This window comes from Micropruina sp., from assembly GCF_047602085.1.
Lineage (GTDB): Bacteria > Actinomycetota > Actinomycetes > Propionibacteriales > Propionibacteriaceae > Micropruina.
Genome location: NZ_JASGID010000002.1, coordinates 1,163,308 through 1,175,735, shown reverse-complemented (window position 1 = coordinate 1,175,735; position 12,428 = coordinate 1,163,308). Strand labels below are relative to the sequence as shown.

Here is a 12,428-nt window from a genome sequence, read left to right as displayed (position 1 = left end):
TCACCAAGACAAGGAGTGTACCGGGCTTGCCGAAGCGAGTCGAACCGACGAATCGTTCAGGAACCGCGCCATCACCGCGACCACCGCTGGGGTTGAGCTTGCCGACATCGCCGACCCGCCGCGCCCGCCACCGGGGTCTGGGCTAGCTGTGCGGGTTGGCGATGGCTGGCCTGGGCTAGCTGGCCGGGTGGTCGGACCGGTTGTCCGGGCTCGCGTCGCGGCCCTTCGACAAGCTCGACCATCGTTGCTCCGGCACTCCGGCGAGGCCTCGCCCCAATTCGACCAGCCGCGATCACTGCTGCTCAGGCGCCTCGCACGGCCGCGACAGCCCGGCAGACGTACTCGACGTTGGTGTCGTTGAGCGCCGCAACGCAGATGCGGCCCTTGTCGGTGCCGTAGACCCCATGCTGCTCACGCAGAGCGACCATCTGCTGCTTGGTCAACCCTGAGTAGCTGAACATGCCCACCTGGGTGGCGATGAACCCCATGTCGGTGATGCCTGCGGCCTCAAGGCCGGCGACCAGCCGATGCCGCATGGCCTTGATCCGGTCGCGCATGGCCGCCAGTTCGGTGACCCAGAGGGCGCGCAGCTCAGGGTCGTTCAGCACGGTGGCGGCCAATTGCGCGCCGTGGGTAGGCGGGTTGGAGAAATTCGTGCGGATCACAATCTTGTCTTGGGAGAGCAGCCGGGCCGCCTCCTCGGCGTCCGCACAGACCACCGACAGGGCGCCCACCCGCTCGCCGTACAGGCCCAGGCTCTTCGAGAACGAGGTCGACACCAACACCGGCAGGCCCGTCTCGGCGAACCGCCGGACGACGGTGCCGTCGGCGTCCAGTGAATCGGAGAAACCCTGGTAGGCCATGTCGAGAAAGGGCACCAGCCCGGCCCGGGTCACCGTCTCGATCACCCTCCCCCACTGCTGCCCGGTCAGGTCGTAGCCGGTCGGGTTGTGGCAGCAGGCGTGCAGCACCACGATCGTGCCGGCGGGAGCCGCAGCCAGGTCGGCCAGCATGCCCTCGAAGTCGACGCCGCGGGCATCCGCGTCGTAGTAGCGGTAGGTCTGCACGGTAAATCCGGCCCGGGTGAACAGCGCCTCGTGGTTCTCCCACGACGGGTCGGAGATCAGCACCCTCGCCTCGGTGTCGAAGCGGCGTAGGAAGTCGGCGCCGATCTTCAACGCACCGGTGCCGCCGAGCGCCTGGACGGTGACCACCCGGCCGGCGGCTACGACCGGAGAATCGGCACCGAAGACCAGTTCCCGCACGGTCTTGGTGTAGCCGGGCAGCCCGTCGATCGGCAGGTAGCCGCGCGGCTTGGGGTCTTGCGCCAGCCGCTGCTCGGCCAGCCGGACGCACTCCAGCAGTGGCAGCTTGCCCGTGGCGTCCTGGTAGACGCCGACGCCCAGGTTCACCTTGTTCGGGTTGGTGTCGGCGACGTAGGCCTCGGTGAGGCCCAAGATCGGGTCGCGCGGGGCAAGCGGAACAGCGCTGAAAAGGGACATGGCGGCGAGTCTAGTGGTGCACCACCACCCGTCGAACGTCTCGTGCGCGGGCGAGCATCGGGTTCCGACCCGCTCACCCCCAGGCGCCGCCAGGCTCAACCATCTGGACGCGCCGATCATCGTCGGTCGAGCTCGTCGCGACCTCTCGCAACGGGTTTCGCCGCTCGACCCAAGAAAATGCTGATCACCGCAAGCACCACTGGTTGACCCCGTCGAAACCCCCTGCCACGGCGAGGGCCTGCCGTCGTTCGCACTCTCACCACTGGTTGACCCGTCGACACCCCCTGCCACGGCCACCTGCGAGGTGTCGACCAGCTCGACCAGCGAGAATCGGTGCTTACTACACGGTGACGCCCACCAGCACCGGCTCAGGGACCAGGGTGATGCCGAACCGGTCGCACACTCCGTCGCGCACCTGGCGGGCGAGGGCGAGCAGGTCGTCGGCGGATGCCCCGCCACGGTTGGTCAGGGCCAGTGTGTGCTTGGTCGACAACATCGCCGGCGCCGTGCCGAAGCCCTTGGGAAAGCCGGCGGCCTCGATCAGCCAAGCGGCACTGCTCTTGACCCGGCCATCAGGCTGCAAAAATCGAGGAGCCGCATCGGGCAGTGCCGCGGCCTGCTCGGCGTCCAGGATCGGGTTGGTGAAGAACGAGCCCGCGCTCCAGGTGTCGTGATCGGCTGCGTCCAGCACCATGCCCTTGCCGGCACGCAGGGCAAGCACAGCCTCACGAACCTCGCTCATCGGGGCCCGGCCCCGTCCGTCGAGCTGCAGCCGACGGGACAGTTCGCCATACCGGATGGGCATCGACAGTGCCCCCTGCTGAAACTGGAACGTGACGCTGAGCACCACGTAGCGCCCGGGTTCGGTCTTGAACCGCGACGTCCGGTAGCCGAAACCGCAGTCCCCCACCGCGAAGGTTCGGAAGCCGTTGGTTCGCCGGTCCCAGGTGCGCACCGACCACAGCGACTCGGCGACCTCCTGGCCGTAGGCGCCCACGTTCTGGATCGGGGTCGCCCCTACGCTGCCCGGAATGCCTGACAGTGCTTCGATGCCGCGCCACTGCCGCGCGATGGCGTGGGCGACGAAGTCGTCCCAGGTCTCACCGGCCGCCACCTCGATAACCGCACCGCCGCACATCGCCGCGCCCGGTTCGTCGATGGCGCAGGAGCCGCCGGCGAGCGCGATGCCGCGGGTGGCGACGTGCACGACGGTGCCGTCGAACCCATCGTCTGCGACCAGCACATTCGAGCCGCCGCCGAGCACCAGCACCGGCTCGCCGGTCGCGTCAGCACTGCGCACGGCCTCGACCAGCTCGGCCTCGGTGGTTGCTTCGACCCACCGCTTGGCAGTGCCGCCGACCCGCAGGGTGGTGTGGTCGGCGAGCCGGACGGTGTCGTTGCGCACCTCAGTCAAGGCGCACCTGCGCGGTGGCGGCGCCGAGCACTTTGGCACCGTCGAATACCGCTTCGATGCTGACCGTGGCCACGCCGTCGGCGACCTTGGTGACAGTGCCGCCAAAGGTGACCGTCGCCCCCTGGTCCTGATCGGGCACCACGACCGGCTTGGTGAACCGCACGTAGTAGTTCTGCACCCGGCCCGGGTCGCCGCACCAGTCGGTGACAACGCGCAGGGCGGTGCCCATGGTGAGCATGCCGTGAGCGATCACGCCCGGCAGGCCCAGGTCGGCGGCCGCCCGGTCGGACCAGTGAATCGGGTTGAAATCGGTCGACGCGCCCGCGTAGTGCACCAGGCAGGCCCGGGTGAAGGCGACGGTGATGCCGGGCAGCGTGGTGCCGGGTTCGACGGTACTCATGCCACCTCCGTGGGCCAAGTGTGCAACAGGGTGGACGTGGCGTCACAGACCCGCTCACCGGCGGCATCACACAGCCCGACCACGATGGTGATGAACGCGCTGCTGCCGCGGGCCCGGAACTTCTCGATGGTGAGCGTGGCGGTGATCTGGTCGCCCACCCGCAACGGGCGGCGCCAGGCGAACCGCTGGTCGGTGTGCACGGTGCGGCTCAGTGACAACTCCAGCTCGGGATCGTCGAACATGGCCCCCCAGGCTGCCGATGACAGCACCACGGCGAAGGTCGGCGGCGCGATGGCGTCCGATCCCGCATAGGCCGGATTGTCGGCGTCGCCGAGCGCGGCGGCGAACTCGGCCACCTTCGCCGCGCTGACCACGTAGGGGGCGGTCGGCGGGTAGCTGCGACCGATGTGGGTGTCGCTGATCATGGGCGTCAGGTTAGTGGCTGCTCTCGTCGCAGCGCACCGGCCACCGCCGGTTGAGGCTGTCGAAACCCATGCCACAACGCCACACGCCAGGTCTCGACAAGCTCGACCAACGACAACCAGCACCGCCGGTTGAGGCTGTCGAAACCCATGCCACAACGCCACACGCCAGGTCTCGACAAGCTCGACCAACGACACTCAACACTCCCCAACCCATCTGCCGCTGGCCCGGCTGCACGAGCGGCGAATGGTTGGGCGCACATCAGGCGACTAGACGCCAAAAAGCCGCCCGACGTGCGGGCGGCCCAGGCTTGGCTGCGCTCAGCGAGTCTCGCGGTGAGCGGTATGCAAGTGGCACTTGGGGCAGAACTTCTTCAACTCAAGACGATCCGGGTCGTTGCGCCGGTTCTTCTTGGTGATGTAGTTGCGCTCCTTGCACTCGGTGCACGCCAAGGTGATCTTCGGACGAATCTCCGATTGCTTCTTGGCCATCGCGTTGCTCTCTCTCGTCTTGCACGTTGTCGATCTGGTAGCGGGAGCGGGACTCGAACCCGCGACACAGCGATTATGAGCCGCTTGCTCTACCGCCTGAGCTATCCCGCCCCGTTCGGAGTACCCAACGGGCACGATGGGCGGTTTGTTCCATCACCCCAAACGCAGAGCCCCCATGCGGAATCGAACCGCAGACCTTCTCCTTACCATGGAGACGCTCTGCCGACTGAGCTATAGGGGCCTGAACCGCGAGAAACACTACACGAGTCGATGCGTGGGCCTCAAATCAACGACGATCGACGACGGCGGTCAGCCTTCGACAGCTACCGTCGGAGTGATCTGTGCGAACCCCAACGCCCGGTACAGGTAGCTTGCCTCGGCAGCGGTCTCGTCCTGCACGTTCAAGGCGATGCTCTGCCAGCCCTCGGCGTGGCAGGCGTGCGCGGCGGCCGACAGCAGCAGGGTGCCCAGCCCCCGGCGGCGATGGTCGGGGTGCACGAACAACTCGATCACGAACGGCACCGCGGGAATGCCCTCCCAGGGCGGGCTGGTGACGGTCTGAACGCAGCCGATCAGCCCGCCCGCGGGGTCTTCCACAACCAGCGATGCCGCATCGATCGGCGTGCCGTACTCACCGGCGAACACGCCCTCCATCTCTTCGACCGCGTCTTCGAGGTCGACGGCCGCCAGGCCCTTGGGGTACGAGTCCCAGTACAGGGCACCCAACGCTTCGGCGTCGGCGGGAACCTGGGGACGGAGCTTCACCCAGGCCGGCGGCTCCGGCGCGAGTAAGGGCAAGCCACGCTGCATCAGCATGGGGCCAGCTTAGGCACGAACTGGCGAGCCTCGCCCCGCCCTTGAGGGTTCGATGACCATCGCGACGCCGACTCGCTGTGACCCAGTACCCACGCTGACGGCACGAGAGCCGGGCCGAAACGCCCAAAAATGGCCCCTGACTCACCATTAAGGCTTATCAGAGGCCATTTCCGGCGCGTGGCAGGTGTAGGATTCGAACCTACGTAGGCGATGCCGACGGTTTTACAGACCGCTCCCTTTGGCCGCTCGGGCAACCTGCCAAGGCTGTGTGGGCCGACGACCAAGATAGCAACTCCACCGGCAGACCGACCAATCGAGACAGACGCGAGGTGAGGACGGACGATGGCGGGCGACAGCTCCTTCGACGTGGTGAGCAAATTTGACCAGCAGGAACTCGAGAACGCGGTCAACATGGCCGCCAAAGAGATCCGCAACCGGTACGACTTCAAGGGCACCGATGCCGCGATCACGGTGGCCGGCGACGTGATCGACATGGAGGCTTCCGGCGAAGAGCGGGTAAAGGCCGTGCTCGACGTGCTGCAGACCATGCTGGTGCGCCGCAAGATCGACCTGAAGGCGCTCAAGCCTGGTGAGCCACGGATCAGCGGCAAGATCTGGAAGCTGACCGCGACCATGCAACAGGGCATCTCGGGCGACGACGCCCGCAAGATTGCCAAGCTGATCCGCGATTCCGGGCCCAAGGGCGTCAAGACCCAGGTCCAGGGCGACGAACTGCGGGTTTCCAGCAAGAAGCGGGACGATCTGCAGGCCTGCCAGCGGCTGATCAAGGACGCCGACTACGACTTCCCGGTCCAGTTCGCGAACTACCGCTGAGGCGCCGGTCGAGCGTGCCGAGTCCTCGGATGCGGCGCTGAGGCAAGGAGTGTCGAGAAGCTCAGCCACTGTTCGCCCCATTTATCAGCCTTGTCCGGGCGCTACGTAAGAAGGCGCTGGTTCATCGCTGGTCGAGCCTGTTGAAACTTCGTACAGAGTGCCCTCACTAGGGGTTTCGACGTAGCTCAACCTGCGGTGGGCGCATTGATCGGCACTTCCCTAAGCGGGGACACGGACCCTGAGACAGTGCCGCACCGTCAGTTACCGTGACCGGTGTGAGTTCGACCCTGCGGATCGCCAGCGCCAACGTCAACGGAATCCGGGCCTGCGTCCGGCGCGGCTTCGCCGACTGGCTGGCCCAACGCGCACCCGACATCGTCGCTGTGCAGGAGGTACGCTGCCCGCACGACGAACTGCCCGCCGCTGCCTGGCCGGAGCATAGGTTCACGTATCACCCAGGGCTGCTGGCCGGCCGCAACGGCGTCGGCGTGCTGAGCCGCTGGGCTCCGTCCGCGGTACGGATCGGCTTCGGCAACCGGGCCTTCGACCACGAAGGGCGCTATATCGAGGTTGATCTGGAGCCGCGATCCGGGCCGGCGCTCACTGTGGGCTCGCTGTACGTGCCGAAGGGCGCGTCATGGGAGGGCCCCGACGCTGATCCGGAAAAGTACCAGCGCAAAATGCGTTTTCTCGCCTCGCTGGCGAGCTATCTGACTCGAGCCCGCCGGCAGGCCGTCCGACACGGTCGCGAGTTCTTGGTGATGGGTGACTTCAACATCGCCCACACCGAACTCGACCTGACCAACTGGCGGGCCAATCAGCGCAACTCCGGCTTTCTGCCCGACGAACGGGCCTGGTTCGACCGGATTCTGACCCCCCGGACCTTCGTGGACGTGGTTCGGAAGCTGCACCCCGATCGACCCGGTCCGAACTCGTGGTGGACGTGGCGCGGACAAGCATTCGCCAACGACACCGGCTGGCGGATCGACTACCACCTGGCCACTCCGGGACTCGCCGCCGCCGCCCGCACCGGCGGCACCGACCGTGAGCCGAGTTACGAGCAACGAATGAGCGACCACTCCCCCGTGACGGTGGACTACGTCGTGTGAACTGCCCCGGGGCCGTGGCCCGGTGTGAAATCTTCGCAGCAGTGATGCTGGCCCTGGCGGGCGAAGGCAAGGCCCGTGCCACTGGTGCGAAGAAATCACACCCCGGCGAACAGGGCCGCCACCTCGGCGGGGTTCACGTCTTCGAGCCGCCCCGGGCGCCAGGAAGGGTTGCGATCCTTGTCGACCAACTGGGCCCGGACACCCTCGGCGAAATCGGCGCGCAGCACCATCGGCACCGCCAGCCCCAAATCTTGGGCCAGCACGCTCACCACGTCGGGCAGCAGCGCCGCCCGCCGGATCGCGGCCAGGCTGACGGCCACCGAGAACGGGCAGCGCTGCCTGATCAGCGCGGCGGTGGCCCGGGCCTCGGCCTCGTCGTGGGCGGCCAGCCGGTGCACGATGGCGAGCGGGTCGTCGCCGGCGTAGCACTCGTCGATCCAACCCCGCCGGTCGGCCAACTCACCCGCCGGAACCTCGCCCTCGCTACGGTCGGCCAAGCCGACCAGCACCGCGTCGGCGGCCCCGATGCTGCCGCCGGTCAGCGCCAGATGCGTGCCCAGCTCGCCGGGCGCCCGCGACAACTCGAACAGCACCCCCACGTCGGGAAAGATCCCGATGATGGTTTCGGGCATCGCGAGGCGGCTGTCGGCCCGCACCACCCGTTCGGTGCAGTGCGCCGACAGGCCAAGCCCACCGCCCATGGCGATGCCGAACAGGTCTGCCCGCACCCGCTTGGGGTACGTGGCGATCAGGGCGTCGACCGCATATTCGACGCTGAAGAACACCTCGGCCGATATCTCCCCGCGCGCGAGCACGTCGGCGCGCAGGGCGCGAACGTCCGCGCCCGAGCACAACCCGCGCTCGCCCGCCCCGCGCAGGTGCACCGATTCGATCGACGGGTCGTCGCGCCAGCGACTCAACTGGTCACCGATGTCGGCCAGCATGGCGGTGGTGAGAGCGTTGATGGCGCGCGGCCGGTTGAGCGTCACCCGGCCGACGCCCTCGCTGACCTCGAAGATCACGTCGCTCATGGCGCCTCTCCACTGGCTCTGCGGTGTTCGTCAAGGTAGCGCACCAGCAGGGTGACGATCAGCGCCAGCCCGGCCAGGCCCAGCGCGATGCCGGTGTCGTTGCGCCAGGCCAGGTTGCCGGCCCCGTAGCCCAGCAGCACGCTGGTGACGCCGATCGCCACCCGCTGCAGTCGGTGCGTCGGCTTGGTGAGCGGCAGCAACAGGCCTCCCCACAGCAGGTACCACGAGTGCATGGCGGGGCCCAGCAGTGCGATCACCAGGTATGACCACGACAAGAAGGTGACCGGACGGCGCCGGGCCACGGTGACTGCCAGATAGGCCACGATCAGGGCGGAGGCCAGCACGCCGGCCACCAGCAGGCCGCCGGCGATCTGGCTGCCGAGTTCGGGGCGCCCTGCGGCCACGCAGAGCAGCCTGACGCCCTCGCCGAGCAACGACAGCGGGGCGAGGGTGACCACCCGTCCGGGCACGTCCAGGGCGTTGATCCAGCCGAAGTTCAGCCCGCTGACCAGCGAGATCGCCACGAAGGTGAACACGGCGATCAGCGACGACACCGCGGCCCGTCCGATCTTGTTGAGCACGTGCGAGGTGTTCCACTGCCAGGGCAGGCCGATCAGCGCCACCGGGTAGGCGGCCAGCAGGGCCGGCTGCTTGACCGCGGCCGCAACCCCCACCACGATCGCCCCCAGCCAGAAACGATCGGGCCGCAGGTGGGTGAGGTAGAGGGCCACGATGATCAGCCCGATCATCAACCCGTCGTTGTGCATGCCGCCGACCAGGTCGATGATGAGCAGTGGGTTGATGGTCGAGAACCAGGCCGCCAACTGCACGTCGGCGCCGAGCCGTGCGGCCAGCCGGGGCAGGAAGTAGACGATCAGCACCACGCCGACCAGTGCCGGAATGCGCATCAGCAGCGTGGCGTAGTACGGGTTGAGACCACCGACGATCACCATCAGATGCGAGATCTGCAGGCTCAGCGGACCGTACGGCGCGGGAGTGTAGCGCCACACCCACGCGACCTGGTCGGCGAAGGCGCCGGGCAGCACGCTGACCGGCGTGTCGTAGGGGTTGAGGCCGTTGTAGAGCAGCCAGCCCTGGGCGGCATACGAGTAGGCGTCGTGGCTGAAGATCGGTGGGGCGAACAGCAGCGGCAGGCTCCAGATCAGCCCGACCGCCCAGTGCTTGAAGTCGAGGTACAGGCCAGGACGCAGCCGGAACCAGGCATCCACCAGCAGCACCACGGCAGCCACGACCATCGCCGTGCCGAGCACCTTGGCCGGCCAGGTGTCCCAGCCCAGCGCCCGGATCGGATCCCACCACGGGCTGTTCTGCGGTAGGTAGGCGGGGGTCAGCGAGCCGACGAACAGCAGCGTGGTGGCCAGCAGGCCGCGGCGCACGGCGGGCACCCGCCACGCCGTGACGACATCGCCCCAGTAGCCGGCGAGCACTGCGCGACTGAACCGTTGGCGCCGAGGCGCGGAGCGCAATTGGTCCAGCTCACTCACCCGCGCACCCTTCGTCCGGTCTTCTGCCTCAGCCTACCGCCGTGGAATTTGGCGGCACTGAAGAAGCGATCATCGGTTGATCGGCGCCTTTTGCAGCCCCCACCGCCAGCCGCCGGCGCTGTCGCTGCCGAAGGGACGTCGAGCCCAAGCCGAACCGCACCCCAGCCCGCACCGCACCATGCGAGGGCAGTCGGATTCGGGCAGCCGTTACCCGACAGGTGGGCCGTTTGGCCACCCTTCGGGACGGCTCAACGCAAATACGTAGTACCATTGACGTAGTTTGGCTCTCTCGATTCAGGATCACCCAGCGTGGCTGTGTACGGTCGCACCATGCTTCGCATGCAACAGCCGATCTTCGTGACCCGACGTCACGTCGACCTGCTGCGCGTGCACAGCAGCGCGATGTGTTGCGCCTGAGTCAGAAGCCTCACCACGACCCGCGCTCCCCGCGAGTCCCCCACCTTCAGGAGTCTCATGAGCACACCTGCGTCCGCCCGGGTCCGCCCCCCGCGCGAGGGCCGCAGCAACGGCCAATGGCTGGTCGACGGCACCACGCCGCTCAACCACAACGAAGAGTTCAAGGCAGAGGACAACCCGCTCAACGTGCGCGAGCGGATCGAGAAGATCTACGCCAAAGAGGGGTTCGACTCGATTCCGGAGGACGACCTGCACGGCCGGTTCCGCTGGATGGGTCTCTACACCCAGCGCCGCCAGGACATCTCGGGCAGCCGCACCGCCTCCCTTGGCCCGGACGAACTCTCCGACAAGTACTTCATGCTGCGCGTCCGGATCGACGGCGGTGCGGTCACCACCGAGCAACTGCGCACCATCGGGCAGATCAGCCTCGATTTCGCCCGCGACACCGCCGACATCAGCGACCGGCAGAACATCCAGCTGCACTGGATCCGAGTCGAGGACATGCCCGAGATCTGGCGCCGGCTCGAATCGGTCGGGCTGATCACCACCGAGGCGTGCGGCGACTGCCCGCGCGTGGTGCTGGGCTCACCGGTCGCGGGCATCGCGGCCGACGAGATCATCGACCCGACCCCGGTGATCGAGCAGATCGTGCAGCGGTTCATCGGCGACCCCGACATCTCGAACCTGCCCCGCAAATTCAAGTCCGCGATCACCGGCCACCCCAGCCTCGACGTGGTGCATGAGATCAACGACATCTCACTGGTCGGCGTGGTGCACCCCGAACTGGGCCCCGGCTTCGACCTGTGGGTCGGCGGCGGGCTGAGCGTCGCCCCCCGGCTGGCCGAGCGGCTGGGCACCTTCGTCACCGCCGAGCAGGCGCCCGAGGTGTGGCACGGCGTGATCCGCATCTTCCGCGACTACGGCTACCGCCGGTTGCGCAACAAGGCCCGGCTGAAGTTCCTGCTGGCCGAGTGGGGGCCGCAGAAATTCCGTCAGGTGCTGCAGGACGATTACCTGGGCTACGAACTTCCGGACGGCCCGGCACCCGCACCGGCGCCCTACGCCGGCGACCACGTCGGCGTGCACGCCCAGAAGGACGGCCGCAACTACATCGGCTTCGCGCCCACCGTGGGCCGGGTCTCGGGCACGATTCTCAACCGTGTGGCGGACGTCGCCGAGGCGGCCGGGTCGCAGCGGGTGCGGTTCACCCCCCACCAGAAGATCCTGGTGCTCGATGTGCCGGGCGACCAGGTGGCCGGTGTGGTGGACGCGCTGCGCGAGCTGGGCCTGCACGCCGACCCCAGCCCGTTTCGCCGCAACACGATGGCCTGCACCGGCATTCAGTACTGCAAGCTCGCGTTCGTCGACACCAAGGACACCGCCACGGCGACCGTCGCCGAGCTCGAGCACCGGCTGCGCGACGTGAAGTTGGAGCTTCCGATCACGCTCAACCTGAACGGTTGCCCTAACTCGTGCGCGCGCATTCAGACCGCCGACATCGGGTTGAAGGGCCAGATTCTGACCGGCTCCGACGGCGAACCCGAGTTCGGCTTTCAGGTGCATTTGGGTGGTGGCCTGGCCAACGCCGATCGCGACGAGCCGGGGCTCGGCCGCACCGTGCGCGGGTTGAAGGTGAGCGCCGAGGAACTGCCCGACTACGTGGAGCGCGTGGTGCGCAGTTATGTGGGCTCCCACGATGCGGGTGAGACCTTCTCGGCGTGGGCCAAACGCTCCGATGAGCAGGCTCTGCGGTGACCGCCGAGGTGGCGATCGGCCGACGCAGCACCACCGAGCTCAAGGCCCTGGTGGCACAGGCCCAGGCCGAGTCGGCGAACTGGACCGCCGACGACGTGGCGGCCTGGACCTCCCGGCACTTCGCCGGACGAGTCGCCGTGGCCTGCTCGATGGCCGGTGACACCGTCGTGCCGCACCTCATCGGGCAGCACCTGCCCGGGGTGCACGTGCTGTTTCTGCAGACCGGCTACCACTTCGCCGAGACCATCGAGACCCGCGACTCACTGGCCCGCAACGCACCGGTGAGCATCGTCGACGTGCTGCCCCAGCAGACCGTGCCCGAACAGGACGCCCAGTACGGCCCCAGGCTGCACGACCGTGACGCGGCGCTGTGCTGCCAGTTGCGCAAGGTCGAACCGATCAACGCGACCCTGGCCGGCTACGAGGCCTGGGTCACCGGCGTGCGCCGCGAAGACAACGCGCTGCGCGCCAAGACCCCCCTGATTGAGTGGGACGAGGGCCACCAGATGGTGAAGATCAACCCGATCGCCGCCTGGACCTTCGACGAACTGCTCGACTACGCCCAACGGCACCAGGTACCCACCAACCCGCTGCTCACCCAGGGCTACCCGTCGATCGGGTGCGCGCCGTGCACCCGTCCGGTAGCCCCTGGCGAAGACCCGCGAGCCGGCCGGTGGGCCGGCCTTGCCAAGACCGAGTGCGGACTGCATGTGCAGGCCGACCTGACCGTT

11 protein-coding genes, 3 tRNA genes and 1 pseudogene are annotated in these 12,428 nt (G+C 67.9%); 4 read left to right on the top strand and 11 right to left on the bottom strand.

The window, feature by feature from the left end; translation table 11 throughout:
• Window positions 1-302: 302 nt before the first annotated feature.
• The 9 genes from QM721_RS06100 to QM721_RS06060 form a co-directional block, all read right to left on the bottom strand.
• Complete coding sequence (locus tag QM721_RS06100) at window positions 303-1,502, bottom strand: aromatic amino acid transaminase (protein ID WP_415119982.1); 1,200 nt, start codon at window positions 1,500-1,502, stop codon at window positions 303-305.
• Window positions 1,503-1,842: 340 nt separating this feature from the next.
• The gene (locus QM721_RS06095) at window positions 1,843-2,916 is read right to left on the bottom strand and encodes a UDP-N-acetylmuramate dehydrogenase (RefSeq protein ID WP_415119980.1); all 1,074 of its coding nucleotides are present in this window, start codon (window positions 2,914-2,916) and stop codon (window positions 1,843-1,845) included.
• A complete protein-coding gene (locus QM721_RS06090) occupies window positions 2,909-3,316 on the bottom strand; it encodes a MaoC/PaaZ C-terminal domain-containing protein (RefSeq protein WP_415119978.1) in 408 nt (135 codons plus the stop codon). The genes QM721_RS06095 and QM721_RS06090 overlap by 8 nt, the downstream gene beginning before the upstream one ends.
• On the bottom strand, window positions 3,313-3,741 hold the full coding sequence (locus tag QM721_RS06085; RefSeq protein ID WP_415119976.1) for a MaoC family dehydratase N-terminal domain-containing protein: 429 nt from the start codon (window positions 3,739-3,741) through the stop codon (window positions 3,313-3,315). Before QM721_RS06085 ends, QM721_RS06090 begins: the two co-directional genes overlap by 4 nt.
• 318 nt (window positions 3,742-4,059) lie before the next feature.
• Window positions 4,060-4,230 carry a 50S ribosomal protein L33 gene (gene rpmG, locus QM721_RS06080; protein WP_105184661.1) on the bottom strand — a complete coding sequence of 57 codons (171 nt, stop codon included), beginning with the start codon at window positions 4,228-4,230 and terminating at the stop codon, window positions 4,060-4,062.
• A 35-nt stretch (window positions 4,231-4,265) separates the two neighbouring features.
• Window positions 4,266-4,341 (bottom strand) — tRNA-Met (locus QM721_RS06075).
• A 57-nt stretch (window positions 4,342-4,398) separates the two neighbouring features.
• Window positions 4,399-4,471, bottom strand: a tRNA-Thr gene (locus tag QM721_RS06070).
• A 68-nt stretch (window positions 4,472-4,539) separates the two neighbouring features.
• Window positions 4,540-5,046: a GNAT family N-acetyltransferase gene (locus tag QM721_RS06065; RefSeq protein WP_415119974.1), complete on the bottom strand. Its 507-nt coding sequence runs from the start codon at window positions 5,044-5,046 to the stop codon at window positions 4,540-4,542.
• Between the two features lie 178 nt (window positions 5,047-5,224).
• Window positions 5,225-5,306 (bottom strand) — tRNA-Tyr (locus QM721_RS06060).
• An 82-nt stretch (window positions 5,307-5,388) separates the two neighbouring features.
• Between QM721_RS06060 and QM721_RS06055 the strand changes: the two genes are divergently transcribed.
• Together QM721_RS06055 and QM721_RS06050 are read left to right on the top strand one after the other, a co-directional pair.
• On the top strand, window positions 5,389-5,880 hold the full coding sequence (locus QM721_RS06055; protein WP_415119972.1) for a YajQ family cyclic di-GMP-binding protein: 492 nt from the start codon (window positions 5,389-5,391) through the stop codon (window positions 5,878-5,880).
• 287 nt (window positions 5,881-6,167) lie between these two features.
• A complete protein-coding gene (locus QM721_RS06050) occupies window positions 6,168-6,989 on the top strand; it encodes an exodeoxyribonuclease III (RefSeq protein WP_415120135.1) in 822 nt (273 codons plus the stop codon).
• Between the two features lie 95 nt (window positions 6,990-7,084).
• Here QM721_RS06050 and QM721_RS06045 read toward each other — a convergent pair whose 3' ends face one another.
• Window positions 7,085-8,020, bottom strand: a complete 936-nt coding sequence (locus QM721_RS06045; protein WP_415119970.1) for an enoyl-CoA hydratase/isomerase family protein — start codon at window positions 8,018-8,020, stop codon at window positions 7,085-7,087.
• Window positions 8,017-9,525 carry a polyprenol phosphomannose-dependent alpha 1,6 mannosyltransferase MptB gene (mptB, locus tag QM721_RS06040; RefSeq protein ID WP_415119968.1) on the bottom strand — a complete coding sequence of 503 codons (1,509 nt, stop codon included), beginning with the start codon at window positions 9,523-9,525 and terminating at the stop codon, window positions 8,017-8,019. Before mptB ends, QM721_RS06045 begins: the two co-directional genes overlap by 4 nt.
• Before the next feature lie 474 nt (window positions 9,526-9,999).
• Between mptB and QM721_RS06035 the strand changes: the two genes are divergently transcribed.
• Complete coding sequence (locus tag QM721_RS06035; RefSeq protein ID WP_415119966.1) at window positions 10,000-11,697, top strand: nitrite/sulfite reductase; 1,698 nt, start codon at window positions 10,000-10,002, stop codon at window positions 11,695-11,697.
• Window positions 11,698-11,711: 14 nt separating this feature from the next.
• Window positions 11,712-12,407 (top strand): annotated as a pseudogene (locus QM721_RS06030) (phosphoadenylyl-sulfate reductase); the annotation flags it as partial.
• Window positions 12,408-12,428: the final 21 nt, after the last annotated feature.

Excerpts from the sequence above, each read along its gene's own strand:
- QM721_RS06055 (WP_415119972.1), top strand. The coding sequence starts at position 5,389 with ATGGCGGGCGACAGCTCCTTCGACGTGGTGAGCAAATTTGACCAGCAG.
- QM721_RS06045 (WP_415119970.1), bottom strand. The coding sequence starts at position 8,020 with ATGAGCGACGTGATCTTCGAGGTCAGCGAGGGCGTCGGCCGGGTGACG.
- rpmG (WP_105184661.1), bottom strand. The coding sequence starts at position 4,230 with ATGGCCAAGAAGCAATCGGAGATTCGTCCGAAGATCACCTTGGCGTGC.
- QM721_RS06065 (WP_415119974.1), bottom strand. The coding sequence starts at position 5,046 with ATGCTGATGCAGCGTGGCTTGCCCTTACTCGCGCCGGAGCCGCCGGCC.
- QM721_RS06035 (WP_415119966.1), top strand. The coding sequence starts at position 10,000 with ATGAGCACACCTGCGTCCGCCCGGGTCCGCCCCCCGCGCGAGGGCCGC.
- QM721_RS06090 (WP_415119978.1), bottom strand. The coding sequence starts at position 3,316 with ATGAGTACCGTCGAACCCGGCACCACGCTGCCCGGCATCACCGTCGCC.
- QM721_RS06100 (WP_415119982.1), bottom strand. The coding sequence starts at position 1,502 with ATGTCCCTTTTCAGCGCTGTTCCGCTTGCCCCGCGCGACCCGATCTTG.
- QM721_RS06085 (WP_415119976.1), bottom strand. The coding sequence starts at position 3,741 with ATGATCAGCGACACCCACATCGGTCGCAGCTACCCGCCGACCGCCCCC.